The following is a 24,949-nucleotide window of genomic DNA, read 5'->3' on the forward strand; positions in this document are numbered from 1 at the left end:
CCCACGGGCGTGGGGGACCTCCTCAGTGGTGCGGGATCCTCGCTCAGCCGAAGATCTCGTCCAGGATGCCGTGCAGTTCCTCGTCGTGCTTGGCGTGCGAGCCGACGGCCGGCGAGGAGTTCGGCGTACGCGAGACCCGGCGGAAGGTGCGGCCCCCGAGCAGGTCGGGCTTCTCCACCATCTTCAGGCTGAGGTAGGGCCACGGGCCCATGTTGACGGGCTCGTCCTGCGCCCAGAGCAGCTCCACGTCCGCGCCGTAGCGGGCCAGCTCGGCCTTGAGCGGGTTCTCCGGGAACGGGTAGATGCGCTCCAGACGCACCAGCGCCACGTCGTTCCTGCCCGACTTCTCGCGCCGTGCGAGCAGGTCGTAGTAGATCCTGCCGGAGCAGACCACGACCTTGCGGACCGCGGACGGGTCCACCGTCGAGTCGCCGATGACCGGGCGGAAGGCGCCGGAGGTGAACTCCGAGGTGGCCGAGGCCGCCGCCTTGAGCCGCAGCAGCGACTTGGGCGTGAACACGATCAGGGGCTTGCGCCGATCCGACAGCACCTGCCAGCGCAGCAGGTGGAAGTAGTTTGCCGGGGTGCTCGGCTGCGCCACCGTCATGTTGTCCTGCGCGCACAGCTGCAGGTAGCGCTCGATCCGGGCGGAGGAGTGGTCGGGGCCCTGGCCCTCGTAGCCGTGCGGCAGCAGCAGCACGACCGACGAGCGCTGACCCCACTTCTGCTCCCCGGACGAGATGAACTCGTCGATGATCGACTGGGCGCCGTTGGCGAAGTCGCCGAACTGTGCCTCCCAGGCGACCAGGGCGTCCGGGCGGACCACGCTGTAGCCGTACTCGAAGCCCATCGCGGCGAACTCGCTGAGCAGCGAGTCGTACACGTAGAACTTCGTGGTGCCGTGGTTGAACGTCTTGAGCGGGGTGTGCTCCTCGCCGGTGACGCGGTCGACCAGCACGGCGTGACGCTGGCCGAAGGTGCCGCGGCGGGAGTCCTGACCGACCAGGCGCACCGGGTGGTCGTCGATGAGCAGCGAGCCGAACGCGAGCAGCTCACCGGTCGCCCAGTCGATCGCGTCCTCGGCGACCATCGCGCCGCGGCGCTGGATCACCGGCGCGAGACGCGGGTGGATGGTGAAGCCCTCGGGCAGGCTGAGCTGGGTGTCGATGACCCGCTTGACGACCTCTTCGGAGATGGCCGTCTTGGTGTCCTCGTGCGACCACGGGATCAGCTCGTCGGGCTCCGGCACCCGGACCGCACCGGGCGCCGGCGGATGCTTGACGGCCTCGCGGGTCTCGGTGAAGGCCCGCTCAAGCTGCTCCTGGTAGTCGCGCAGGGCCTGCTCGGCCTCCTCGACCGTGATGTCCCCGCGGCCGATGAGAGCCTCGGTGTACAGCTTGCGGGTCGAGCGCTTGGCGTCGATGAGGTCGTACATCAGCGGCTGCGTGAACGCCGGGTTGTCGCCCTCGTTGTGACCGCGCCGCCGGTAGCAGACCATGTCGATGACGACGTCCTTGCGGAACGTCTGGCGGTACTCGTACGCGAGCCGGCCGACCCGCACGACCGCCTCGGGGTCGTCGCCGTTCACGTGGAAGATCGGCGCCTGGATCATGCGCGCGACGTCGGTGGCGTACACGCTCGACCGCGAGGACGCGGGGGAGGTGGTGAAGCCGACCTGGTTGTTGACCACGATGTGGACGGTGCCGCCGGTGCGGTAGCCGCGGAGCTGGGACAGGTGCAGGGTCTCGGCGACCACGCCCTGGCCGGCGAACGCCGCGTCGCCGTGGACGAGCACGGGCAGGACGGTGAAGCCCTCCTCGCCGCGCTCCAGCAGGTCCTGCTTGGCCCGGACCACGCCCTCAAGGACGGGGTCGACGGCCTCCAGGTGCGAGGGGTTCGCCACCACCGACGTGCTGATCGTGTTGCCCTCGGGCGTCGTGAAGTCGCCGCTCGCGCCGAGGTGGTACTTCACGTCGCCGGAACCGTGCGCGCTGCGGGGGTCGATGTTGCCCTCGAACTCGCCGAAGATCTGGGCGTACGACTTGCCCACGATGTTGGCGAGCACGTTGAGCCGGCCGCGGTGGGCCATGCCGATGACGACCTCGTCGAGGCGCTCGGCCGCCGCGTAGCTGATCACCGAGTCGAGCAGCGGGATCAGCGACTCGCCGCCCTCAAGCGAGAACCGCTTCTGGCCGACGTACTTGGTCTGCAGGAAGGTCTCGAACGCCTCGGCGGTGTTGAGCCTGCGCAGGATGTTGAGCTGCTCCTCGCGGCTGGGCTTGGAGTGCGGCCGCTCCACCCGCGCCTGGATCCAGGCCCGCTCCTCGGGGTTCTGGATGTGCATGTACTCGATGCCGATCGTGCGGCAGTACGAGTCGCGCAGCACGCCGAGGATGTCGCGCAGCTTCATCAGCGGCTTGCCGCCGAAGCCGCCCGTCGGGAACTCGCGCTCCAGGTCCCACAGCGTCAGGCCGTGCGACTGGATGTCGAGGTCCGGGTGCTTGCGCTGGCGATACTCCAGCGGGTCGGTGTCGGCCATGAGGTGGCCGCGGACCCGGTAGGCGTGGATGAGCTCCAGCACGCGCGCGGACTTGGCGACGTCGTCGTCGTGGGTGGCCGAGATGTCCTGGACCCAGCGCACCGGCTCGTAGGGGATGCGCAGCGACTGGAAGATCTCGTCGTAGAAGCCGTCGGCGCCGAGCAGGAGCTGGTGGATGCGGCGCAGGAAGTCGCCCGACTGGGCGCCCTGGATGATCCGGTGGTCGTAGGTGGACGTGAGCGTCATCACCTTGCTGATCGCAAGGCGGGACAGCGTCTCCTCCGAGGCGCCCTGGTATTCCGCGGGGTATTCCATCGCGCCGACGCCGATGATCGTGCCCTGGCCGGGCATCAGCCGCGGCACCGAGTGGACCGTGCCGATCGTGCCGGGGTTCGTCAGGGAGATCGTCGTGCCCTGGAAGTCCTCCACGCCGAGCTTGCCCGCCCGGGCCTTGCGCACGATCTCCTCGTACGCCACCCAGAACTGGCGGAAGTCCATGGTCTCGGCCTGCTTGATCGAGGGCACCAGGAGCTGACGGGTGCCGTCGCTCTTCTGGACGTCGATCGCGAGGCCGAGCCCGACGTGCTCGGGCTTGACGAGGACCGGCTTGCCGTCCACCTCGGTGTACGAGTAGTTCATCTCAGGCATCGACTTGAGCGCCTGGACGATCGCGTAGCCGATGACGTGGGTGAAGGAGATCTTGCCGCCACGGCCGCGGGACAGGTGGTTGTTGATGACGATGCGGTTGTCGATCAGGAGCTTGGCGGGGACCGCGCGGACGCTCGTGGCCGTGGGGACGACCAGCGACGCCTCCATGTTGGCGGCGGTGCGCGCGGCGGCGCCGCGCAGCCTCTCCTCGACCGCGCCGGCGGGGGCCTGCTGCTTGACGGGGGCCTGCGGCTTGGCGGGGGCCTGCGGCTTGGCGGCCGCCGGCTTCGCCTGCGGCTTGGGCTGCGGAGGCGCCGTCTGCGGAGCCGGGCTCACCGGAGCGGGAGCCTCGGGCGCGGCCGTCGCCGTCGCGCCGTTCGCGACGCCGGCGGACTTGGACGGAGCGGGCTTGGCCGTCCCGTTGTAGTCAGCGAAGAAGTGCCACCATGCCTGATCAACAGACTCGGGATCTTCGAGATACTTCTGGTACAACTCGTCGACAAGCCACTCATTTTGTCCAAAGCTTGCCAGCGGGTTTGACCGCGACGACTCAGACGACACGGCGGAAATCGCCCTCTTCCGCAGATCGGCGTTGATGTTTGGTGAACCTGTCCAAGGCTACTCGCCTCACACACCGACGTGCGCCCCGGCGGGTCGCAGGTCCCGGCCCATCCTCCCAGGATCGATAAAACAGGTCACGCGCGGATAGCCCGTCTGGGTGGTCAGGTATCCCTTACCCTCTGGTCACAGCGGCTGGTCAGCCGATGAGCCGCGACTTGATCCGGATATCGGGAGCTATATCGGACAGCATACCGGCGAGGTCGTCGGCCGCGCCGTGCAGCGCCTCCAACGAGAGCGGTTCGAGGCGCTCCAGCAGGAAGAGCGCGTCCACCGTCTCCTCGGTGATCCTCGTCCTGACGCACTGCCGCCAGTTCCACCGCCGGCAGGTCACGCCCGCGTCGTCGCGCCACACCACCTCGCCGATCTCCGGGTCGCCCAGCGCCTCCTCCGAGGGCTCGTCGCCCGCGGCCCGCAGCAGCCGGGCGGTGCCCTGGTAGCGGCGCAGGTCCTCGCCGCCGATCGGGAGGCCGTGCCGTACGGACACGCTGTTGTAGGCGTCCACCACGAGGTTGATCTCGGGCAGCGGCATCCGGCGGACCAGCGCGTCGACCGAGGGCCGGGTGCGCTGGGGTTTGGCGCCGAAGGCGCGGTAGGCCGTCCGCCAGGCCTCGATCCTCTCGTCGGCGAGCGGCACGGCGTGGGCCGCCGCCTCGGCGAGCCAGGCCCGCGAACGGTCGTCGGAGGGCCCGTTGCGCAGGCCGTACGCGCAGACAACCAGGACGGCGAAGTCCGGACGAAGCGCCGTGACGGCGTCGTCCACCCAGATGTCGTCGATCACGCCCGACAGCCTACGGCCACGCCCGCATGGCGAGCGTGGCCACCGCGTCGAGGCCGGCCCGGGTCGCGCCGTCCCTGGCCTGGGTGGACATGCCCTGGATGACGGCGGCGAAGAACGTCGCGAGCGCCGCCGTGGGTCTCCTGGTCGCGTTCCTCGCCTCCGGCGACGCCCGCTGGGTCACCGGCACCACGGTCGACGCCACAGGCGGCAGCGACCTGTGAGGCCGGCCGCCGCGGGCCGCCTCCTGGGGGCCGGGAGCAAGAGGGGTAGAGTCCGGGCTCATGCCGGAAACGCCGCGTGTGCTCGCCGTACAGAACGGGGCGAAGGGGGGTCCCGGGCGGTTCGGAGAATGGCTGGAGGCCGCCGGGGTCGCCGTCGACGTGATCACCGCCTTCGACGGATCCGCCCTGCCGGCGCGGTTGGAGCACGACGGCCTGCTCGTGCTCGGCGGCGGCTACCTGCCGGACGACGACGACGCGGCGCCCTGGCTGCCGGCCACCCGCGCCCTCGTCGAGCAGGCCCTCGCCCGGTCGGTGCCCTACTTCGGCATCTGCCTGGGCGGGCAGATGCTGGCCTCGGTCGGCGGCGGGAAGGTCCAGGGCGACGCCGGGGCGCCCGAGCACGGCAGCACGTCCATCACGGTGCGGGCCGAGGCGGCGGACGACGTGGTCTTCGGTGGGCTGCCCGCGGTCGTCCCGGCGATCGAGAACCACATCGACGCCGTCACGGCCCTGCCGCCGGGCGCGGTCTGGCTCGCCGAGACCGAACGCTGCCCCTACCAGGCCTTCCGGCTGGGCGACCGCGCCTGGGGCGTGCAGTTCCACCCCGAGGTCGGGCCCGAGCGCATCCGGCTGTGGGACGCCGAGCACACGCGCAGGCGGGGTCTGGACATCGACGAGCTGTACGCCGCCGCCGCGACCGACGACCCGCTCGCGCGGGCCGCCTGGGGCGAGGTGGCCTCCCGCTTCGCCGCCGTGGTCAAGCCGGGTTGAACGGAACCGGCCGCCGCCCCTGGTGGGACGGCGGCCGGAGTGCTTCCGGAGCATCAATCCCAGGGGACGTCGAGCAGCCGTTCGAACTGGGCGGCGGCCTCGTCGGGGTCGAACCCGGGCAGGCCGTCGCGGATCAGCTCCCGGGTCCGGCGCGCGGCGTCGAGCCGCGCCCGGGAGACGGCGGCGCGGACCTCCTCCGCCAGCGTCCGGCTGTCCAGGCGCATCGCGCGCGGCCCGAACGTCACGTCCAGCACCGTGCCCTCCGCCGACACGGTGGCCGTCACCTGCCCGGAGGCCGCCTCGCCCGTGCCGGTGATCTCTTCGAGGTCGCCCCGGGCCCGCTCGGCCCAGGCGTGGACGCGCTCCGCCTGCTCCTCGGCCCGGGCGAGATCCTCCTCGCGGATGTCGGCCGGGTTCATGCGAGAGCCGTACACGGCGCCTCCCGTCGGGTCGTGAAGGGTCTGTGAAGGGTCTGTGAAGGGTCACAGCAGCTCGCGGGCGATCCGCTCCACGCGGTCGCGGACGAATCCGTCGTCCAAGCGCGCGGAGACGTCCGCGGTCTCGGCGAGGGCGGCATCCATGATCTGTCTGGTCCTGGCCTCGGCATCCCGCTGGGCTGCGCGCAGCACGGCCGTCACCTGCCGGCCGAGCGCCTCGCGGTCGAGCCGCAGGACGCGGGGGTCGAAGTGCAGCTCCACGATGTCGCCCCGGCCGTCGGCCACCGCTCTCATCGTGCGGTCGGGGCTTTCCGCCCGTCCCGTCACGTCGCGGACCAGGGCCCGCGCGTCCTGCAGCCGCCGCATCATCGCCCGGCCCTCCAGCAGCACGCGCTCCAGCAGCTCGGCGTCGCCGTCCGGGGAGGGGGTCGTCATGAGAAAGAAGATTATCGAAAGGTAGATCAGTGTTTACTGTGATTTGTACGAGACGGGAAGTGGGGGAGTTGAGTCTGCGGCATGGAGCCGAATCTGGAGATCATCCACGATCGGATGAGGCAGGACGCCTCCCGGATGCGGGTGCACGGTGAGGACTACGATGCCGCGCTGCGCCGGCTCAGGGAACGCGGGCTCGGGGGCGCGGCGTGGCAGGACGACGGCCTGCTCGGCATGCTGACCGGGCCGTACGCCGAGTGCACGCTTCTGGGGGTGGAGGCGCTGACCGGCCTGTCCGCGACGATGGCCGACACCGGCGACGGGCTGGGCAGGGTGAGCGCCCGCGTCGGCGAGGCCGAGGGCGCGAGCCTGACGCGGTCCCGTGACCTGTACGGCGAGCAGTGGGCGTGACGGGGGCCCGGCGATGGGTGTGACGGTTCCTCCGCAGGTGGACGTGATGCTGAGCATGCTCGGCATGCCCTGGCCGAACGTCGACGAGGACGAGATCCGCAAGGACGCCGACGCCTGGCGGACCGTGCTCGCGGGCACCGACCGGTCCGGGGCGGCGGCGAACGCCACGATCGCGGGGACGGGTGACGTCTACCGCGGCAGGTCGGCGACCGCGCTGGCCGGCTACTGGAGCGAGACGGGCGGCGAGGGCGGGCATCTGAGCCGGGCGGCGGCCGCCGCGCGGCTGGCCCCGGCCGTGCTCGACAACACGGCCTGGCTGACGACCGGCGTGAAGGTCGCGGTGGCCTCGACCGCCGTCTACACGACCGTACGGGTGGCCAGGGCGTACCTGGCGGGCGGTCCGCTCGGCGCGGCCCTGGCCGCGGCGGAGATGTTCCGCTCCCGCGCCGCCATCGGGAAGATCCAGCGGGAGGGAGCCGAGGGTGCCGGACGGGTGCTGGCCCCCGCGCTCGACCGCCGGGTCACCGAGCAGTTCCGCCGGATCCTCGAAGGCCTGCGCCGCCCCGGTGGAGGGGGGCCGGTCCCCGCGTTCGCCGGCGCGGGTCACCGCATCCCGGCCCGGGGGACGGTGGGTCCCCGCGCGGCGACCGGCCGGTCCCCGCAGGACGGCCTGGCGCTCATGGGGCGCAGCAACAAGAACGCCAGGAGCGGCGGCAACGGGCGCCGCGGCGGGGGCGGAGGCCGTAGCGGTGGCGGGGGTGGCGCCCGTGCCGGGGGTGACGGCCGGACCGCCCACAGCGAGCAACGCCAGAGCCAGCGTGGATTCAGCGACGACATGATCGACGACGTCAAGGCGAACGGCCGAAGGAGCCGTGGCCACGATCCCGGCACCTCCGTCTACGAGACGGACAAGCTGAAGGTCGTCGTGAACGACAGGACCGGTAACGTGATCACGGTCATCCGCAAGAAGAAGAGAAGGAACTAGTGGGGTGTCCACGAACCCTGTCCGGGCCGGTCACCGCGTTGGACGGGCCGGTGACGGCGGGCAGCCCACTGCACGCCGGGCGCGGGGAGGGAGTCTGACGTGCGCATCGAGCACGACAGGGAGAACAACGTCGCCTACATCTACCTGGTCGACGAGATCGGCGAGGGAGAGGCGGTCACCCAGATCGAGGTCGAGGACGACGACCTGCGCGGGGAGATCGTGCTGGACCTCGACCGGGAGGGGCGGCTGCTGGGCATCGAGGTGCTCGGCGCGTCGCGCATCCTGCGACCGGAGGTCCTCGCCCTGGCTGACGACGAGGCCGGCGAAGGGGACGACGGAGACGACGACAGGGACGACGACGGGGACGACGGGGATGGGGACGGGGGCGGGCAGGGCGGCTCCAGCCTGCCGCCCTACGAGCCGCACCTGCGCTGAGTTGTGCCTGCGCTGAGTTCTGTCTGCGCTGAGTTCTGTCTGCGCTGCGTTCTGCCTGTGCTGAGTTCTGCCTGTGCTGGAACCGGCCGCCGCCTCTGCTGAGGCGGCGGCCGGGGTCTTCAGAGGCGGCGGGCCGTCAGGCGGAGCAGGCGGCGCCGTTCAGCGTGAACAGGTCGGGCGTGGGGTTGGCCCCCGGCGCGGCCTTGCCGTTGAAGCCGAAGACGATCGACTGGCCCGGCTTGATGGTCTTGTTGTAGGACTCGTTCGCGGCGGTCACGGTGGCCGCCTTCTGGGAGAACTTGGCGTTCCAGCCGATGTCGATCTTCTGGCCGCCCAGGAACGACCACTTCAGCGACCAGCCCTCGATCGCCTTCGTGCCGGTGTTCTTGAGGGTGATCTGGGTGGTGAAGCCCGTCGGCCACGAGCCGTGCGTGGTGTAGGTGACCGTGCATCCGCTCGGCGCCTTGACCGTGCCGTCGCCCTGGTCGGCGACGAAGGCCGAGATCCACGACAGAGGCGAGTTCCAGTTGATCGTCAGCTCGTTGGTCGCCCAGGAGCCGATGTCGTCGATGTAGCAGAACTGCGCCACGCAGCCCTTGAGCTTCGCCTGGGCCACCGGGTCCTGGATGGCGGAGTTGGGGCCGCCCGCGAGCGTGCCGCGCGGCGGGTTCGGCAGCGAGGTGTCCAGCGAGTGGGCGTACCACCTGGTGTGCTGGTTCTTCGACGCCACCTCGCCGTAGCCGGTCACGTACGACTGGTTGAGCGCGTTGCGGCCGAAGATGTAGTCGATGCCCTGCAGCACGCCGTCGCGGTATTTCACGTCGCCGGTGAGGTCATAGGCCGTGGCGACGACCACCAGGTTGTTGACGACGATGCTGTTCGATCCCCAGTCGTAGTTCGTCGTGTCGTACGGCAGGCCGTACGGGTGGGCCTTCAGCGCGGCGAGGTACTTGTCCGCGCCGGCCACCACGGAGGCGCGCACCTCGTCGCGGCCGGGCAGGGCGTTGGGCACGGTCGCCAGGTCGAGGCGGCCGAGCGCCGCGACGTTGCCCCAGTCCATGGCGCCCGTCCGCCAGATGTCGGCCGTGTGGAGCGGTGAGGCGAGGACGTAGTCCTTGTACTCCTTCTCACCCGTGGTGATGTAGAGCTCGGCGGCCGCCCAGTAGAACTCGTCGCTGACGTTCGCGTCGTCGTAGGTGCCGCCGCCGACGCCGTCGGAGGGGGAGGCCAGCAGGTTCGGGTTCGCCTTGGCCGCCGTCCACGCCTTCTTCGCCGCCGCGAGGTTCTTCGCGGCGAACTCGGCGTCGTACGGCGCGAAGATCCGCGCCGCCTGGGCGGCCGTCGCGGCGAGGTTGAGCGTGGCGGCCGTGGAGACCGGGTGCAGCTCGCGCTTCTGCTCGTCCAGGTGCGGCAGCAGCGGCAGGCCGGTCCAGTTCTGGTCGTGGATCTTGTGGTGGACCATGCCGTCGGACCGCTGCATCTTCAGCAGGAACTCCTGCTCCCAGCGGGCCTCGTCGAGCACGTCGGGGACGTCGTCGCCGCTCTCGGGGATGTTCAGGCTGCCGATCGGCTTTGCGGTCGCGGCGTTCTTGGTCCGCTCGAACTCGCTCATGAGCTGCGCGACCGAGATGCCGCCGTTGACGACGTACTTGCCGTGGTCGCCCGCGTCATACCAGCCGCCGGACACGTCGAGGGAGTAGTCGCAGACGCCCGGCTGGCAGGGGACGTTCGTGTCGCCCTGGTTGGGGGCGACGCCCGCGTGGCCGGCGGGCCTGCCGTAACCGGGACGCAGGGCGTCGTCGATCGCGATCCCGCTGCGCTGGGTGTAGTAGAACTTCAGCGCGTCGAGCTTGAGGCCGGCGTACGCGTCGGGCTTGATGTCGAACGGCCGGCTGGTCTCGCCGTCGGCGGTCAGCGTGTAGCCGGTCCCGGCCTTCGTGTACGCACTGAAGTCGATCGAGTGGACGTTCTGGCCCGAGCTGGCGTCGACGCCGCGGGGGGTGGTCGTGCCGTGCGTGACCACGGTCCCGGCGGAGTTCTTGAGCTGCCAGGGCAGCGCCTCGGTGGCGTCGGTGACCACGGTGGCGTTCTTGGGGCCCTTGGGCAGGTAGGCGACCTGGTTCACCCGGACCCGGGGGCCGGTGTCGGGCGTGTAGACGTCCGGCGGCGCCCCGCCCTTGAGCGAGACGTTGTCCACGCAGAACCGCCATGCCGTCGCGCTGCCGCCGATCTGGAAGACGACCTGCGCGTTGGGCAGGTCGACCGGTGAGGTGAACGTATAGCTGTAGGTGTTGCCCGAGACGCTCAGCTCGGGGGCGGCCGACACATACTGCGTGTAGGGGTCGGTCGGAAGCTGGACGTACGCCCTGGCGACCTTCCCGGGGTTCGCGGTGGCGAAGAAGCTGAACGCGTAGGTCTCGTCCTTCACCAGCGGGATGTCGTTGACGCCGATGATGGCGTCCCAGGGGTTGGTCGTGCCTGCGGGGATGTCGGAGCAGAGCCGGCCGTCGGTCAGCTCGAAGTCGAGGTTCGCGGTGTGCCACCAAGGGTCGGCGGTGGTGTCGAACGTGCCGTTGGGGATCTGTTCCGGGCCCTCCTCCGCCGTGGCGGGGGGTGCGCCTGTCAGGCAGGCCGTGGCCAGCGCCGCCACGGCGAGAATGCCGATTCGTCTGAGCACTGTGGTCCTCGGGGAGAGTGGGAGCGCTCCCAAAGTCGGAAGCGACTCGCATGCTTCCTTCGGCTTTCCTCGGGCGTCAACGATCCGGGTGGCGAGACGCGCCTGACCGGCCATTGCGAGGGGACGCGACTGAAACTTACATTTCCGCAAAGGTACTTTTGCAAAACTATCTTTGCAATGTTAGCGTCGGCCGTATGGATCACGAGGTCTTCCACGTCGACGATCCCCGCACTCTGAAGGCGGTCGCCCACCCGCTGCGGGTGCGGCTGCTGGGCGAGCTGCGCACGAACGGCCCGGCGACCGCGACCGAGCTGGCGGGGCGCCTCGGCGAGAGCTCCGGCGCCACCAGCTATCACCTGCGCCAGCTCGCCAGGTATGGCTTCGTGGAGGCCGATCCCGACCGGCGCGACCGGCGTGAGCGCCGGTGGCGGGCCATCCACCGCTTCACCTCCTGGAGCGACGTGGAGATGGCCGCGACCGCCGAGGGCCGGGAGGCCGCGGCGTTCCTGCGGCGGCGTCAGCTCGAAAAGCTCACGGCCGACGTGGAGAGCTTCGAGCGCGAGTGCGACCTGTGGAGCGAGGCGTGGGTCGAGGCCGCGGGGATGTCCGACGTGGTGGTACGGCTGTCGCCGGCGACGGTGGCGTCCCTCTACGAGAGGGTCTCGGCCATGCTCCTGGAGGCCGCCGAGCGGGATCGGGACGACCCGGACGCGCGTCCGGTCGCGGTCGTGCTGGCGGCCCATCCGCGCCGGGACCCGGCGGCCGGTCATGGATGAGCCGGTCGCAGACGAGCCCGGGGGATCGCTCGCCGGGACCCCGAGGCCGGGCATGCGCGAGTACGGCCGTTACGCCGCGATCGAGTTCCTCACCTGGCTGCCGACAGGCCTGATGCTGGCGCCGATGGTGCTGCTGATGTCCGCCAGGGGGCTGGACATCGCCGAGGTCGGTATGGTCGGCGCGGCCTACTCGGTCACGATCGTCGTGCTCGAACTGCCGACGGGCGGGCTCGCCGACGTCCTCGGAAGACGCCCGGTGCTCGCCGCGTCGGCCGTCGTCAGCGTGGCCGGGCTGGTCATGATGGCCCTGGCGCACTCGGTGTGGCCGTTCCTGGTGGCGTCCGTCCTCAAGGGCGTCGCGCGTGCGCTGTCCAGCGGGCCCGCACAGGCGTGGTACGTCGACAGCCTGCACGCCCGGTATGGCCCGGCCGCCGACCTGAAGCCCGGGCTCGCGGCCGGCAACGTCGCGGGGGCGGCCGCCCTCGCCGTCGGCACGCTCGCCGGCGGCCTGCTTCCGCTCGCCGTACGCCGGGACCCGCTGGCCGCGCCGGTCTGGGCGGGCGCGGGGGCCGCGCTCGTCCTCCTCGTGGCCGTGCTCGTGCTCATGCGCGAGCCGGTCCGCGCGCGGAGGGGGCCCGGCCGGGCGGCCGCGCGGCTGGCGGAGGTGGTCCGCGACGTGCCGGTCACCATCGTCGCCGGGATCCGGCTCGGTCTCGCCGACCGCGTCCTCGGACGGCTGCTGCTGCTGGCCGCCGGGGCCGGCGTGATGCTGAACGGCATCGAGATGCTGACCCCCGGCCGCCTCGGCGCCCTGACAGGGGAAGCCGAGACTGGCGGCGCGGCCTACGCCTTCGTGACTTTCGCCGGCTTCGCCGCCAACGCGCTCGGCAGTTCTCTCGCACCGCCGGTCGCCCGGCTCCTTCGCGGCTCGGTCCGCGCCGCCGCCTCGGCCACGGTCGTCACCGCTGCGGCGGTCGCCGCGCTGGCCGCCTCGACGGCCCTGCGAGGTGCGGCGGGGATCGTCGCGACCGCGGCGATCTACGTGCTGCTGTTCACCGCGCTCGCGGTCGCCTCCCTGCTCAGGTCGGAACTGCTGCACCAGCGTGTCGCCGCGGATCGCCGGGCCACCGTGATGTCCGTGGACTCCCTGCAGCTCCAGTTCGGCGGCACGCTCTCCTCGCTCTGCCTGGTGCCGCTGTCAGGGGTCGCGGGCGTCGGCCCCGTCTGGGCGCTCACCGCCGTGGTCGTCCTCGCCTCCGCGCTCCTGTACGTACGCCTCCCCGTCGGTCCCGCTCCGAGGCACCCCCAGTAGAACCAAATTCGGTAAGGCGGCACAATCAAGCGGGAAGGGCGGCGAAAGGGGCGGGGAGCCGAATGAGCAAGGTGATCGTGACCGCGGCGAACGAGGCGCAGCGCGCGGCGTGGGTGGGCGGGAGCCTGCCCGAGGTCGAGCGGGTGCGGCCGGGGCTGTGGTCGATTCCCGTCCCGATCCCGATCAACCCGCTGCGCTACGTCCTGGTCTACGCCCTGGAGATTCCGGACGGGGTCGTGATCATCGACGCCGGATGGAACACCGAGGAGGCGTACGAGGCGCTCGTCGCGGGGCTCGCCACGGCCGGATACGAGATCACCGACGTGAAGGCCGTGCTGGTCACGCACATCCATCCGGACCACTACGGCCTGGCCGGGCGGATCCGTGAGGCCTCCGGCGCCTGGATCGGGCTCCACCCGGCCGACGCCCGCCTCGTGCACGACCGCTACGACGAATCGGCGATCGAGTCGCTCGTGCAGCGGGAGCGGTCCCTGCTGGTCAGGTGTGGGGTGCCGGACATGACGGCGCAGGAGCTCGCCGGGGCGTCGGTCATGCTGCGGCAGTTCGTCACGATGGCGACGCCCGACCGGCTCATCGAGGACGGCGACCGGCTCGACCTGCCCGGCTGGGACCTGCGGGCGATGTGGACCCCCGGCCACTCGCCCGGTCATCTGTGCTTCCTGGAGCCGGAGCGCAGGCTGCTGTTCTCCGGCGACCACGTGCTCGCCCGGATCACGTCGATGGTCGCCGTGCACCCCCAGTCGGCGGCCAACCCGCTCGCCGACTATCTCGACGCGCTGCGGGCGGTGGGCAAGCTCGACGTCGAGGAGGTGCTGCCCGCCCACGAATACCGCTTCCTGGAGCTGGCCAAGCGGGTGGACTACGTGATCGGGCACCACGAGGAGCGGCTGGCGGAGGTGCGGCGGGTCGTGGCGGACGGCGACGGCTCCACCTGCTGGGACATCGCCACCCGGCTCACCTGGTCGCGGAGCTGGGAGGAGATCCCCGCGCACATGCGGCGGGCGGCCAACAACGAGACCCTCGCCCACCTGGTGTGGCTGGAGCGGCGGGACATGGTCACCCGCGTGCCGGGCGAGCCCGACCTCTGGTACGCGCCGTCCGCCTGACCCGGCCGCCGCTCATCGCGACGCTGTGTTCGCGGCGGAGTTCCCGGCGGAGTTTCCGGCGGAGTTTCCGGCCGAGTTTCCGGCGGAGACCATGTCCTGCCGCTGCCGCGCGGCCGCGGTGACGTTCAGGTGGGTTTCGAGCAGGTGGGTTTCGAGCAGGTGGGTTTCGAGGTAGGCGTCGACGACGTCCAGGTCGGCGGTCACGGCGGCGACGTAGCCGTCGGGACGCACCAGGACCCACTGTCCGGAGGCGAGTCCGTAGCCGTCGCGCACGTGGTGGCCCGTGTCCACGATGTCGCCGCGTTCACCGATGGTGTGCACGTGCACGCCGCGCCACGCGCCGGGGGCGTCGCCGGCGGGCACGTCGTAGCCGATCAGGGTCCAGTGGGTGCCCCGGAACAGGGAGAACAGGCGGGTGGGCAGGCCGCCGGCACCGGTGACGGGCGCGTCGGGGGCGCGGCCGCCGGCGAGCACGCCCGCGCTTCGCAGGGGGTCGGAGAGAGTGAGCGGCGAGTCGGGGTAGCCGAGGTCGAGCTGGGAGACGTCCCGCTTGCGGTTGATGTCGCCCTGCTTGGCCGCGTCCAGCAGCCGCGTCGACAGGCCGAGCACCGCCTCCGCGACCGGGCGGCGCTCCTTCTCGTACGACGCCAGCAGCCGCTCGGGGGCGCCGTCGAGCACGGCGGCGAGCTTCCAGCCGAGGTTGTAGGCGTCCTGCACGCTGGTGTTGAGCCCCTGCCCGCCGGTCGGCGGGTGGACGTGCGCCGCGTCCCCGGTCAGGAACACCCGCCCGGCCTGGTAGGTCCCGGCCAGGCGGGCGTTCATCTCGTATGCCGAGGCCCACGAGACCGAGCGGACCAGCACGTCGTCGCGGCCGGTGCGCTCGCGCACCAGCTCGGACAGGCCGTGCGCGGACAGGTCGACGTCCACGTCGAAGGGGACCGGCGCCTGGAGCTGGAACATCTCGGTGCCGTAGAGCGGGCACAGCATGAGCTGGTCGTCTGCTCCCCGCCCCCAGCGGTGCCACGCGTCGAACGAGAGCCCTTCGACGACCACATCGGCCACTAGGGCGCGCACCCCGAGGGTGGCGCCGTCGAAGGCCACGCCCAGGGCCTTGCGTACGAAGCTCGACCCGCCGTCGGCGCCCACCAGATAGCGGGCGCGCACGGTGCGCACACCGCCAGGGGTGAGAATGCGGGCGGTGACGCCGTCGTCGTCCTGGTCGAAGCCGACCAGCTCGTGGTCGTAGTGCGGGGCGTGGCCGAGCTCGGCCAGCCGCTCGCGCAGCTTGCGCTCGGTGAGGAACTGCGGGACCAGCAGCGCCCTGCGGTAGGGCTCGTACGGGGTCGGGCCGGTCATGTCGGTCATCGCCCTGTCGATGGGGCCGTCGGCGGTGTAGAGGCGCTGGGGCGGATATTCGCCACCTGAGGCGATGATCTTGTCGATCACGCCGAGGTCCTCGAAGACCTCCTGCGTGCGCGGCTGGATGCCCTTGCCGCGTGACCCCGCGAACGGGCGGGCGGCCTTGTCGATCAGCAGGAAGCTCACGCCCCGGCGGGCCAGGTCGATCGCGAGGGTCTCCCCGGCCGCCCCGGCTCCGCTGATGATCACCTCGACGTCGGTGTCGGTCATGTTCTGCTCCTCTTCCGCATGCCTCGGGACGGCTCGGCCGTCCACGAAAATTATGTGTAAAACGCACGCATCGTAGGCATGTCTGAGATCACACGTCAATCGCAAGTCAACAATGACGGCTGCGAACAGTGCATATTGGAGCGAACATCTCCGTGTAAGATGCATGCATGCTGCACTGGATGCCGGAAGATGCCTGCCCTCGGGCAGTCCCCGTGAGACTGGTGTCGAGGCGGCCCAGGGCGGTGATGTCCGCGCGCCGGAACGGCGGCCCCGGCGCCGTGAGGCGGCGACCAGAGCCGTCAACCTCGCCTCGTGCCTGCCTCGCGTCGCCCCTCCCTCACTCGTGCAGTCGCCGGGCTCTTCCGAGGCGGTGGTAGGTGAAGGCCCAGCGGTCGGTGCCGGCTTTGTGGCGGGTGTAGCGCTCGGGGTGCTGGTAGCGGTCGCGGTTGTGGAACTGGCAGGCCGGACCCAGCAGCTTCAGGTCGGTCAGCCCGCCGGTGCTCCAGTTGTCGGCGTGGTCGATCTGGCACATGGTGGCCGGGAGTGGGCAGCCGTCGATCCAGCAGGTGGCGTAGCGGGCGTAGATGGCCCGCCGTTGGGCGGGGGTGGCCAGGCGGACCTTGCGGCCCATGTCGAGGACCTGCCCCTCGGCGTTCATCACGATCCGGACCAGGGTTGAGGTGCGGGCGAGGCGGTGCACGCTGGAGAGGGGCAGTACCTGCCCGGTCGCCAGCAACAACCCCGGCACCATTCCCAACGACGCCCCGAGCGACCCACCCAGCGCCGTCCCGAGCGCTCCCGGTATGCCCTGGCCATGCCGGCAGTCCCCCGCAGGCTGGGGCCCGGCGTGGGTGTGACGTGTGGAGGCGTCCTCAGGAGGAGGATCCGGCTGTGCCGCCTCCAAATGTGCTGCGTGTGGAGGTTCTGTGTGCGATGGCGGCGCGCCCGAAGCTGTCGCGCCTGAAGCTGTCGCGTCCGAAGGTGCTGTGTGCGAATGCCCGACACCATCGGCAGGCCATGCTGGCGCGCCCCGCGTGGCGTGCGGTGCTCCAGTCTGAGCAGCGGCACTGTCGCCGTCTCCGTCCTTGAAGGCCGCGTTCTCGTCGCAGTTGGCAGAGCTGGTGCTCGCGGTGTCGTCGCCCTCGGCGGGGATTGTGTTCGCAGCATGGTCGCCCTCGGTGGAGGCGGCGTTGGCTGTGTCGCGCGGCTCGTACTCGCCGGGCCGCCGCTCACCGGCTCCGCGCTCACCGACCCCGCAGCCGCGAATGTCCTCGTCGGGAAGTCCGGCTGCGGTGTCGCCGGGGCCAGGGGCATAGGCGGAGTCGGTGGCAGGGGCGGTGGCGGCGGCGGCGGCGGCGGCCTTGGCCTCGCGCACATCACCGAGGCCGGTCGCTGCAGTAGCGCGGGTGTCGTCGGCGCTCTCCGGACCGTCGTCTGTCTCGGCCTCGTAGGGAGCAGGGGCGCCGGTGTCGTCGGCGGCGGGGTCGGCGGGGTCGTCGGTGGCCGGGTCGGCGGGGTCGTCGGTGGCCGGGTCGGTGTTTTCGGGGTCGGTGTTTTCGGGGTCGGTGTTTTCGGGGTCGGTGGGGAGGGATTCGGCGCTGACCACGACGAGGAGTTCGGTGACGATCTGCTGCTCGAGTGCGGCGATGAGGGCGTCCGCTTGGCGCTCCGTCAGCGTGCGGTCATCGCCGTCGGCCTTCTTCTTGGCGTACTCCTGCAACAGGGTCATCAGGCGGGCGCCGGGTTCACGGGGAATGTAGAACTCTCCTTCCACGCCGCCGCCCTTGCCCGGGCGGACCCGCAGGAAGCGCCGCCCGTAGTCGGCCTGCTCATCGCGTTCTTCTCCGTCGGGGTCGAGCACCGCCCGCAAGTGACGGCCGGCTTTGGCCACTTCGGCCGCGCCTGCTTTGCCGGCCAGCTCCACCAGGATCGGCTCGGCCAGTGCGGCGTTCTCGTCGGTCAGCCCGGCGATGGCGGCGCAGATGGCCTCCACCACCCCCGCCGCCAACTCACCCGCGGCGAACTTCTCCCGCACCTGAGGGAGGCGCGGCAGCTCCGCGCCCAGCATGAGCAGGCGGCCCGCACCACCTACCGTCATCCCCGCGGCGGTGCGCAACCAACAGCGGGTGGAGGCATGCCCATGCTGCTTGGCCTGACCTGCACGATGGACCCGGCCGACGCGGTCGGCGAGGGCGCAGGTGATCCGGTCGCGGGCGAACAGCAACTCCTCCGCCTCAGCAAGGCAGACGTCCACGTCATCGGGAAGCGGCGCCAGCGCCAGCTCTTGGGCCACCTCACGAACCGACCCCACCACCACCCACGACGACCGCGCACGGCCGCGACCACGGCCACCCACATCGGAAGCACCCCCACGGGCGGCACCCGGGCCGTCCGCGCCAGAGCCACCCGCACCAGCGCCATCCGCGCCAGCAGCAGCCGCACCATCAGCATTCCCACGGGCGGCACCCGCGTCAGATTCCGCGCCGTCGGCAGCCCGCCGGGCGGCATCCGCGCCAGCGCTGTCCGTGCCAGCGGCAGCCCAACGCGTGGCATTCGCGCCGTCGGTATGCGTGCCTGGGACGTCCGTCCCCGGGGCGTTCGTGCTTGCGGCGCCGGGCGCGCCGGCGTGCTGCCGGGCATCAAGGCCGATGATCGGGAAGGGCTCGTGGGCGGATGAGCCGTCGGACGACCACAGCGGGGAATTGGCGATCAGACGGTCCCACCACTCGCCGTCGCCATCGTTCGAACGACGAAGGCGCTCAGGATCGATGTCGAACATATCCATCACACCCTCCTCGCTTGATTCGAACTGATGTATGTATTCTCTCACGCTCCGTGAGCGAATGGCAACCGTCCGGAGCGAATGGTTGGAGCCTCAGATCACCCGAGAAAAAGGGGGGTGTCGGACGCCGACGGGGTTGGCCAGAAGGCGGCGAAGGGGCTGCCTAGAATTGCCCCGCATCCGGAACGCGAGCATCCGGACCGCGAGCATCCGATCGGCGAGCGCCGCGAGAAGGGCGGATACTCAGGAGGGCCCGATATCCGGGCAGGCTCGACAGCGAGGAAGGACGGTGCGGCCGCCTTGACCACTCGGCGACGCCAGACCACGTTGCGCCGTCTCCACGGGGCCATCATCGATCTGATCGTGCTCATGAACCTGCCCAGCCGTGACGACGAGCTGCTGGCCGAAGCCGGCGTCTCGCTCGACCGCGCCCTGTTCCCCCTGCTCGTGGGCATCGAGCGATTCGGGCCGATCGGTGTGGGCGAGCTGGCGGAGCGAGCCGGGCGCGACTACACCACGATCAGCCGCCAGGTCGCGAAACTCGCCTCTCTCGGACTCGTCGAACGACGCCCCAGCCCCGCCGACGCGCGGGTGAAGGAGGCCATCATCACCGCCGAGGGCCGCCGCGTCACCGACGCTCTCGACGCCGCCCGTCAACGCCTGGCCGGTCCCGTTCTCGCGCAGTGGAGCGACCGGGACCTCATGGAGCTCGAACGCCTCATGCGCCGCTACGTCGACGACATGTCCGCCGCGAAGGCCATCGAGGGCGACTGACGAGCCGCCGATCTCCGTCCCCTTGTGGCACGGGCCGCCACCGCCGCCGGAGGTTAAAGTGCTACCAGAACCTTGTTCTCTTTATCGAAGGGTGGCGCCATGTCGGCTGCTGAGGGGTCCGAGCTGAGGTTCGACGGAAGGGTCGCGATCGTCACCGGGGCCGGGCACGGGCTCGGCCGGTCGCACGCGTTGCTGCTCGGCAGTCGCGGGGCGAAGGTCGTCGTCAACGACCTCGGCGGCGCGCTCGACGGCACCGGCGCGTCCTCGGGACCCGCGGCGGAGGTCGCCGAACTCATCGTGAAGAACGGCGGGGAGGCGGTGGCCAGCACCGACAACGTCGCCACCCCGGAGGGCGCGGACGCGATCGTGCGGACGGCGCTCGACGCGTTCGGCCGCGTCGACGTCGTCGTCAACAACGCCGGCATCCTGCGCGACCGGTCGTTCGGGAAGATGGCGGTCGAGGAGTTCGACGCCGTGATCGCCGTGCACGTGCGCGGCTCGTTCCTGGTCAGCCGCGCGGCGTTCCCGCACATGAAGGAGCAGGCGTACGGACGGATCGTGAACACCTCCTCGCCCGCCGGGCTGTTCGGCAACTTCGGCCAGGCCAACTATTCGACGGCCAAGATGGGCCTGGTGGGCCTCACCAAGACCCTCGGCATCGAGGGCGCGCGGGCGAACATCACGGCCAACGCGATCGCCCCCGTCGCGTGGACGCGGATGACCGAGACGCTGCTGCCCGCGGAGTTCGAGAGCAGGTTCACCCCCGATCGAGTCAGCCCGCTGGTGGCCTACCTGGCCCACGAGAGCTGCGCGACCACCGGCGAGGTGTTCTCGGTCGGCGCCGGGCGGATCGCCCGGGTGTTCGTGGCCGAGGGGCCGGGCTGGCGGACCGACGACCTCACCGTCGAGGCGATCCGCGACAACTGGGAGGCCGTCATGGCCGAGCAGCCCTATCTCCCGACGAAGCTGGGCGAGCAGGCCGGCGCCTCCCTGCAGGCGATGCTCTGACCTTCCCTCGTCGCGCCCGGCCGGCCGTCAGACCTCCTCGGCCGGCTGCTCGGCCGGGACGACGAGACCGCGGGACAGGTCTCCGGGCCGCCGGGGCGCGGGCTCGCGGCCCGGCGGCTGCCTCACCAGCAGGTCGGGGAAGGGCGGCGGCGCATTGCGCCGGGCCTGCGGCTGCGCGTCCAGCGTGAGCTCCTCGCCGTGGTGCGACACCGTGAGGGGCGCGCCGTGCAGGAGCCGGTACGTCGTGCCGTCCGGGGCGACGTCGACCCGCACCAGGCGGCCCTTGTAGCGGACGCGGAAGGTGAGCCGGGTGATGCCCTGCGGCAGGCGGGGCGCGAAGCAGAGCCGGCCGTCGCCCGCCCGCATGCCGCCGAACCCGTTCACCAACGCGATCCACGCCCCGGCGAGCGAGGCCATGTGGACGCCGTCGCGGGTGTTGTGCTCAAGGTCGCGCAGGTCCATCAGCGCGGCCTCGCCCAGATAGGCGTACGCGAGGTCGAGCTGCCCCACCTCGGCGGCGAGCACGGCCTGGGTGCAGGCCGACAGCGAGGAGTCGCGCACGGTCAGCGCCTCGTAGTAGGCGAAGTTGTGCGCCTTCTGCTCGGGCGTGAACGCCTCGCCGCACAGGTGCATGGCCAGCACGAGGTCGGCCTGCTTGACGACCTGCTTGCGATAGAGGTCGAAGTAGGGGAAGTGGAGCAGCAGCGGATACTGCTCGGGCGCGGTGTTCGCGAAGTCCCACACCGCGTGCCCGGTGAACCCCTCGCTCTGCTCGTGGACCCCCAGCCGCTCGTTGTACGGCAGGAAGATGGCGGCGGCGCAGTCGCGCCACATCGCCGCCTCCTCCAGCGTGACTCCGAGCAGCTCGGCCCGGTCGAGGTGGCGTACGGCCGTCTCGGCGGCGGCCCGCAGGTTCCGCTGGGCCATGAGGTTGGTGAAGACGTTGTTGTCCGCGACGGCGCTGTACTCGTCAGGGCCGGTCACGCCGTCGATGCGGTAGCGGCCGTCGGCGTCGTGGTGGCCGAGCGCGCACCACAGCCGGGCGGTCGCGACGAGCAGCGGCAGGCCGATGTTCCGCTCGAATTCGGTGTCCTCGGTCGCGTCGACATACCGCGTGACCGCGGCGGCGATGTCGGCGTTGACGTGGAAGGCCGCCGTGCCCGCGGGCCAGTAGCCCGAGCACTCCTCGCCGTTGATCGTCCGCCAGGGGAAGGCCCCCCCGCCCAGCCCGAGCTGCTCGGCCCGTGCCTGGGCGAGGGGCAGGATCGAGGCGCGCCACATCAGGGCGTCGGCCGCGGCCCGGGGGTAGGTGTAGGTGGCCACCGGCAGCACGAAGCTCTCGGTGTCCCAGAACGCGTGGCCGTCGTAGCCCGAGCCGGTCAGTCCCTTGCCGGCGATGGGCCGCCGCTCCAGCCGCGCGCCCGCCTGGAGCAGGTGGAACAGCCCGAAGCGCACGGCCTGCTGCACCTCGGCGTCGCCCTCGACCTCGACGTCCGCGCCCGCCCAGTAGTCGTCGAGAAAGGCGCGCTGCTCGGCGCACAGGCCGTCCCATCCGGTGAGCCGGGCGGCGGCCAGCGCCGCCACGACCTGGTCGTGCATCGCGGGCCTGGACCGCTTGGCCGACCAGCCGTAGGCGAAGAACTTGTCCAGCCGCAGCCGTTCGCCCGGCGCGAGCCGGGTGGCGATCGTGACCCGGCTGACGTTGCCTCCGCCGTCGCACTCGACCCGGGTGCCGTCCGGGCCGTCGATCTCGTGCCGCATCCCCGCCGCGACCCGCAGCCGGCTGGCCCTGGTCGAGTGGACCATGACGCACACCTGGTTGCGCGCGGCGACGTTCTCCTCCAGCACCAGCGGCGCCTCCAGCGCGGCGGCGGCGCGGGGGTCGGCGGTGGGCGGCGGCACGGTCTCGTTGGCCACCAGCTCCGACTGGACGACCACGTTGAGCGGCTGGTCCACCGGCTCTACCTCGTAGCGGATCGCGGCCACGGCCCGGTGGGTGAACGACACGAGCCTGGTCGAGGTGACGCGCACCTGTGCCCCGGTCGGCGAGCTCCAGCAGGCCTTCCGGATGAGCGTGCCCGCCCGCATGTCGAGGACCCGCTCGTGTGAGTGCAGCGTGCCATAGCGGACGTCGAACGGCTCGTCGTCGACGAGCAGCCGGATCAGCTTGCCGTTGGTGACGTTGACGACGGTCTGCCCGGACTCGGGGTAGCCGTAGCCCGCCTCGGCGTACGGCAGCGGGCGCAGCTCGTAGAAGGAGTTGAGGTAGGTGCCCGGCAGGCCGAACGGCTCGCCCTCGTCGAGGTTGCCGCGCAGCCCGATGTGCCCGTTGGACAGCGCGAACACCGACTCGGTCTGGGCGAGCACGTCGGTGTGCAGGTGGCACTCGCGCACCGACCAGGGCTCGACGATGAAGGCAGGATGCATGATCATTTCTCGTCCAGCAGTTCGGAGAGGTCCGACACCACGATGTCGGCCCCGTTGTCCCGAAGGGCCTGCGCCTGATGCCCGCGGTCGACGCCGACCACGACGGCGAAGCCGCCCGCGCGCCCGGCGGCGACCCCCGCCAGCGCGTCCTCGAACACCGCGCACTCGGCCGGCGTGAGCCCGAGCGCCTCGGCGGCGGCGAGGAACATGTCGGGCGCGGGCTTGCCCGCGAGCCCGCGCTCCCTGGCCACCTCGCCGTCGATCCGCGCGTCGAACATGTCGTCGATCCCGGCCGCGGCGAGCACCCGCCGCGTGTTGGCGCTGCTGGAGACGACCGCGCGGCGCAGTCCCGCGTCGCGGACGGCGCGCAGGTAGCGCACGGAGCCCTCGAAGACCTCCACGCCCTGCCGGTCGAGGATCGCCTGGACCAGCTCGTTCTTGCGGTTGCTCAGGCCGCTGACGGTGGGCATGCCCGGCGGGTCGTCCGGCCTGCCCTCGGGCAGGTCGATGCCCCTGGCCAGCAGGAACTCCCGGGTGCCGTCCAGGCGCTTCCTGCCGTCGACGTACCGCTCGTAGTCGCCGGTCGCGTCGAAGGGCACGAACGGCGTGCCGGTGGCGGCCGCTCGATCGCGCAGGTATTCGTCGAACATCTCCTTCCACGCCTCGGCGTGGATCAGGGCCGTACGCATGAGCACCCCGTCCATGTCGAACAGGCAGCCGCGCACCTCGTCAGGCAATCCCAGCATGCGCCCTCCAACCGTTCCCCTGCTCTCCTACCCCGTCAGAAGGTCCTAACTTTTGTTGATTTCAGCGAAAGATTGCATCAGATCGATAAAAGGTCTTCCCTGATCAGGGGAAAAGGGGTACGTTTCCAGCCAATCACCGGGACGCGGAGGCGTACGTGAAGAGGACGACCATCAGGCCGGAGAACGTCCATCAGGCCGCGCTCCTGCGGTTGCTGAGAGAGGGCGGGCACTCCCGCGCCGAACTCGGCGACGTGGTGGACCTGTCACGGTCGAAGCTCAACGTGGAGCTGGACCGGCTGATCGAGCTGGGGCTCGCCGAGCCCGACGGACTGGCCGCCTCACGCGGGGGCAGGCGCTCGGGGCGCGTACGGCTTGCCCGTGACATCCGGTTCGCCGGGATCGACATCGGCGCCACCTCGATCGACGTGGCGGTCACCGACGGCGAGCTCAACGTGCTCGGTCACCTGAGCGAGGCCTGCGACATCAAAGAGGGGCCCGCCGCCGTGCTCGACCGGGCCATCGAACTGCTCGGCAAGCTGAGCAGGGACGGGCTGTTCACCGATCTCAGCGGCGCCGGCATCGGCGTCCCCGGCCCGGTGAGCTTCGCCGAGGGCGTTCCGGTGGTGCCGCCGATCATGCCGGGCTGGGACCGCTACCCGGTCAGGGAGACGGTCGGGCAGGCACTCGGCTGCCCCACGGTGGTCGACAACGACGTCAACATCATGGCCCTCGGAGAGCTGCACGCCGGTCTCGCGCGGCACGTCGAGGACTTCCTGCTCGTCAAGATCGGCACCGGCATCGGCTGCGGCATCGTGGTGGACGGGAAGATCTACCGCGGTGTGTCCGGCAGCGCCGGCGACATCGGCCACATCCGGGTGGACGACCTCGGTCCGGTCTGCTCCTGCGGCAACTCCGGATGCCTTGAGGCGTACTTCGGCGGCGCCGCGCTGGCGCGCGAGGCCGTCGTGGTGGCCCGCTCGGGCGGCTCGCCCTACCTGGCCGAACGGCTCGCGGTCGCGGGCGCGCTGACGGCCGAGGACGTCGCCGCCGCGGCGGCGCAGGGCGACGCGGGCGCGATCGGGCTGATCCGCGACGGCGGGCGCCGCGTGGGCCAGGTGCTGGCGAGCCTCGTCAGTTTCTTCAACCCCGGTCTCGTGATCATCGCGGGGGGTGTGGCCAAGCTCGGCCACGTGCTGCTCGCGGAGATCAGGAGCGTCGTCTATCGCAGGTCGCTGCCGCTCGCCACCGGAAACCTGCCGATCGTGCTGTCCGAGCTCGGCGACACCGCGGGTGTCATCGGCGCCACCCGCCTCATCAGCGATCACGTCTACTCCGACCACGTCTATTCCGGCAACTGATCATCGTTGGGAGATCCCCATGGGCGACGAACATCCCCTGCTCCAGATGAGGGGG

At 71.2% G+C, this 24,949-nt stretch carries 20 protein-coding genes; 11 read left to right on the top strand and 9 right to left on the bottom strand.

Annotated elements, in window-relative coordinates; translation table 11 throughout:
• Window positions 1-43: 43 nt before the first annotated feature.
• Together FLX08_RS28210 and FLX08_RS28215 are read right to left on the bottom strand one after the other, a co-directional pair.
• The gene (locus FLX08_RS28210; protein ID WP_142623110.1) at window positions 44-3,748 is read right to left on the bottom strand and encodes a multifunctional oxoglutarate decarboxylase/oxoglutarate dehydrogenase thiamine pyrophosphate-binding subunit/dihydrolipoyllysine-residue succinyltransferase subunit; all 3,705 of its coding nucleotides are present in this window, start codon (window positions 3,746-3,748) and stop codon (window positions 44-46) included.
• A gap of 196 nt (window positions 3,749-3,944) precedes the next feature.
• Complete coding sequence (locus FLX08_RS28215) at window positions 3,945-4,586, bottom strand: B3/B4 domain-containing protein (protein ID WP_142623112.1); 642 nt, start codon at window positions 4,584-4,586, stop codon at window positions 3,945-3,947.
• Between the two features lie 35 nt (window positions 4,587-4,621).
• On the opposite strand from FLX08_RS28215, the gene FLX08_RS41565 reads away from it, so the two are divergent.
• Both FLX08_RS41565 and FLX08_RS28225 read left to right on the top strand, forming a co-directional pair.
• Complete coding sequence (locus tag FLX08_RS41565; RefSeq protein WP_208761708.1) at window positions 4,622-4,807, top strand: hypothetical protein; 186 nt, start codon at window positions 4,622-4,624, stop codon at window positions 4,805-4,807.
• A 60-nt stretch (window positions 4,808-4,867) separates the two neighbouring features.
• Window positions 4,868-5,578 carry a type 1 glutamine amidotransferase gene (locus tag FLX08_RS28225; RefSeq protein WP_142623114.1) on the top strand — a complete coding sequence of 237 codons (711 nt, stop codon included), beginning with the start codon at window positions 4,868-4,870 and terminating at the stop codon, window positions 5,576-5,578.
• A 53-nt stretch (window positions 5,579-5,631) separates the two neighbouring features.
• Here the strand turns inward: FLX08_RS28225 and FLX08_RS28230 are convergent, their stop codons facing one another.
• Window positions 5,632-5,997 (bottom strand): YbaB/EbfC family nucleoid-associated protein, encoded by a 366-nt coding sequence (locus tag FLX08_RS28230; RefSeq protein WP_142623116.1) that lies wholly within the window; start codon window positions 5,995-5,997, stop codon window positions 5,632-5,634.
• A gap of 63 nt (window positions 5,998-6,060) precedes the next feature.
• Window positions 6,061-6,450, bottom strand: coding sequence for a YbaB/EbfC family nucleoid-associated protein (locus tag FLX08_RS28235; RefSeq protein WP_142623118.1), 390 nt, complete (start codon window positions 6,448-6,450; stop codon window positions 6,061-6,063).
• An 81-nt stretch (window positions 6,451-6,531) separates the two neighbouring features.
• Here FLX08_RS28235 and FLX08_RS28240 point away from each other — a divergent pair, with 81 nt between their 5' ends.
• From FLX08_RS28240 to FLX08_RS28250, 3 genes are all read left to right on the top strand, one after another.
• On the top strand, window positions 6,532-6,858 hold the full coding sequence (locus FLX08_RS28240) for a hypothetical protein (protein ID WP_142623121.1): 327 nt from the start codon (window positions 6,532-6,534) through the stop codon (window positions 6,856-6,858).
• Window positions 6,859-6,871: 13 nt separating this feature from the next.
• Window positions 6,872-7,843 carry a hypothetical protein gene (locus FLX08_RS28245; RefSeq protein ID WP_142623123.1) on the top strand — a complete coding sequence of 324 codons (972 nt, stop codon included), beginning with the start codon at window positions 6,872-6,874 and terminating at the stop codon, window positions 7,841-7,843.
• A gap of 99 nt (window positions 7,844-7,942) precedes the next feature.
• On the top strand, window positions 7,943-8,278 hold the full coding sequence (locus tag FLX08_RS28250; protein ID WP_142623125.1) for a DUF2283 domain-containing protein: 336 nt from the start codon (window positions 7,943-7,945) through the stop codon (window positions 8,276-8,278).
• Window positions 8,279-8,414: 136 nt separating this feature from the next.
• Here the strand turns inward: FLX08_RS28250 and FLX08_RS28255 are convergent, their stop codons facing one another.
• Window positions 8,415-10,955: a glycoside hydrolase family 9 protein gene (locus FLX08_RS28255; RefSeq protein WP_244312947.1), complete on the bottom strand. Its 2,541-nt coding sequence runs from the start codon at window positions 10,953-10,955 to the stop codon at window positions 8,415-8,417.
• Between the two features lie 194 nt (window positions 10,956-11,149).
• Here FLX08_RS28255 and FLX08_RS28260 point away from each other — a divergent pair, with 194 nt between their 5' ends.
• The 3 genes from FLX08_RS28260 (at window position 11,150) to FLX08_RS28270 (ending at window position 14,170) form a co-directional block, all read left to right on the top strand.
• Complete coding sequence (locus FLX08_RS28260) at window positions 11,150-11,731, top strand: winged helix-turn-helix domain-containing protein (protein WP_142623129.1); 582 nt, start codon at window positions 11,150-11,152, stop codon at window positions 11,729-11,731.
• Window positions 11,724-13,043, top strand: a complete 1,320-nt coding sequence (locus tag FLX08_RS28265) for an MFS transporter (protein ID WP_142623131.1) — start codon at window positions 11,724-11,726, stop codon at window positions 13,041-13,043. The genes FLX08_RS28260 and FLX08_RS28265 overlap by 8 nt, the downstream gene beginning before the upstream one ends.
• A gap of 62 nt (window positions 13,044-13,105) precedes the next feature.
• The gene (locus tag FLX08_RS28270; protein ID WP_142623133.1) at window positions 13,106-14,170 is read left to right on the top strand and encodes an MBL fold metallo-hydrolase; all 1,065 of its coding nucleotides are present in this window, start codon (window positions 13,106-13,108) and stop codon (window positions 14,168-14,170) included.
• Window positions 14,171-14,182: 12 nt separating this feature from the next.
• On the opposite strand, the gene FLX08_RS28275 is transcribed toward FLX08_RS28270, so the two are convergent.
• Both FLX08_RS28275 and FLX08_RS28280 read right to left on the bottom strand, forming a co-directional pair.
• Window positions 14,183-15,799: an FAD-dependent oxidoreductase gene (locus FLX08_RS28275; protein WP_142623135.1), complete on the bottom strand. Its 1,617-nt coding sequence runs from the start codon at window positions 15,797-15,799 to the stop codon at window positions 14,183-14,185.
• Between the two features lie 337 nt (window positions 15,800-16,136).
• Window positions 16,137-18,584 (bottom strand): HNH endonuclease signature motif containing protein, encoded by a 2,448-nt coding sequence (locus FLX08_RS28280; protein ID WP_142623137.1) that lies wholly within the window; start codon window positions 18,582-18,584, stop codon window positions 16,137-16,139.
• Window positions 18,585-18,881: 297 nt separating this feature from the next.
• On the opposite strand from FLX08_RS28280, the gene FLX08_RS28285 reads away from it, so the two are divergent.
• Both FLX08_RS28285 and FLX08_RS28290 read left to right on the top strand, forming a co-directional pair.
• Window positions 18,882-19,355, top strand: a complete 474-nt coding sequence (locus FLX08_RS28285; RefSeq protein ID WP_208761709.1) for a MarR family winged helix-turn-helix transcriptional regulator — start codon at window positions 18,882-18,884, stop codon at window positions 19,353-19,355.
• A gap of 99 nt (window positions 19,356-19,454) precedes the next feature.
• Window positions 19,455-20,363 (top strand): SDR family oxidoreductase, encoded by a 909-nt coding sequence (locus FLX08_RS28290; RefSeq protein ID WP_142623139.1) that lies wholly within the window; start codon window positions 19,455-19,457, stop codon window positions 20,361-20,363.
• Between the two features lie 27 nt (window positions 20,364-20,390).
• Here the strand turns inward: FLX08_RS28290 and FLX08_RS28295 are convergent, their stop codons facing one another.
• Together FLX08_RS28295 and FLX08_RS28300 are read right to left on the bottom strand one after the other, a co-directional pair.
• Window positions 20,391-22,796, bottom strand: a complete 2,406-nt coding sequence (locus FLX08_RS28295) for a glycoside hydrolase family 65 protein (protein WP_142623141.1) — start codon at window positions 22,794-22,796, stop codon at window positions 20,391-20,393.
• Complete coding sequence (locus FLX08_RS28300; protein ID WP_142623143.1) at window positions 22,793-23,536, bottom strand: beta-phosphoglucomutase family hydrolase; 744 nt, start codon at window positions 23,534-23,536, stop codon at window positions 22,793-22,795. The genes FLX08_RS28295 and FLX08_RS28300 overlap by 4 nt, the downstream gene beginning before the upstream one ends.
• Window positions 23,537-23,691: 155 nt before the next feature.
• On the opposite strand from FLX08_RS28300, the gene FLX08_RS28305 reads away from it, so the two are divergent.
• The gene (locus FLX08_RS28305) at window positions 23,692-24,894 is read left to right on the top strand and encodes an ROK family protein (RefSeq protein WP_142623145.1); all 1,203 of its coding nucleotides are present in this window, start codon (window positions 23,692-23,694) and stop codon (window positions 24,892-24,894) included.
• The last annotated feature ends 55 nt before the right edge of the window (window positions 24,895-24,949 follow it).

Source organism: Microbispora hainanensis (genome assembly GCF_006874475.1).
Classification (GTDB): Bacteria; Actinomycetota; Actinomycetes; order Streptosporangiales; family Streptosporangiaceae; genus Microbispora; species Microbispora hainanensis.

What these genes read in the sequence shown, in the direction of transcription:
- FLX08_RS28225 (WP_142623114.1), top strand. Translation starts at nt 4,868, where the DNA reads ATGCCGGAAACGCCGCGTGTGCTCGCCGTACAGAACGGGGCGAAGGGG.
- FLX08_RS28230 (WP_142623116.1), bottom strand. Translation starts at nt 5,997, where the DNA reads ATGAACCCGGCCGACATCCGCGAGGAGGATCTCGCCCGGGCCGAGGAG.
- FLX08_RS28235 (WP_142623118.1), bottom strand. Translation starts at nt 6,450, where the DNA reads ATGACGACCCCCTCCCCGGACGGCGACGCCGAGCTGCTGGAGCGCGTG.
- FLX08_RS28240 (WP_142623121.1), top strand. Translation starts at nt 6,532, where the DNA reads ATGGAGCCGAATCTGGAGATCATCCACGATCGGATGAGGCAGGACGCC.
- FLX08_RS28245 (WP_142623123.1), top strand. Translation starts at nt 6,872, where the DNA reads ATGGGTGTGACGGTTCCTCCGCAGGTGGACGTGATGCTGAGCATGCTC.
- FLX08_RS28260 (WP_142623129.1), top strand. Translation starts at nt 11,150, where the DNA reads ATGGATCACGAGGTCTTCCACGTCGACGATCCCCGCACTCTGAAGGCG.
- FLX08_RS28265 (WP_142623131.1), top strand. Translation starts at nt 11,724, where the DNA reads ATGGATGAGCCGGTCGCAGACGAGCCCGGGGGATCGCTCGCCGGGACC.
- FLX08_RS28270 (WP_142623133.1), top strand. Translation starts at nt 13,106, where the DNA reads ATGAGCAAGGTGATCGTGACCGCGGCGAACGAGGCGCAGCGCGCGGCG.
- FLX08_RS28275 (WP_142623135.1), bottom strand. Translation starts at nt 15,799, where the DNA reads ATGACCGACACCGACGTCGAGGTGATCATCAGCGGAGCCGGGGCGGCC.
- FLX08_RS28280 (WP_142623137.1), bottom strand. Translation starts at nt 18,584, where the DNA reads ATGGATATGTTCGACATCGATCCTGAGCGCCTTCGTCGTTCGAACGAT.
- FLX08_RS28290 (WP_142623139.1), top strand. Translation starts at nt 19,455, where the DNA reads ATGTCGGCTGCTGAGGGGTCCGAGCTGAGGTTCGACGGAAGGGTCGCG.
- FLX08_RS28295 (WP_142623141.1), bottom strand. Translation starts at nt 22,796, where the DNA reads ATGATCATGCATCCTGCCTTCATCGTCGAGCCCTGGTCGGTGCGCGAG.
- FLX08_RS28300 (WP_142623143.1), bottom strand. Translation starts at nt 23,536, where the DNA reads ATGCTGGGATTGCCTGACGAGGTGCGCGGCTGCCTGTTCGACATGGAC.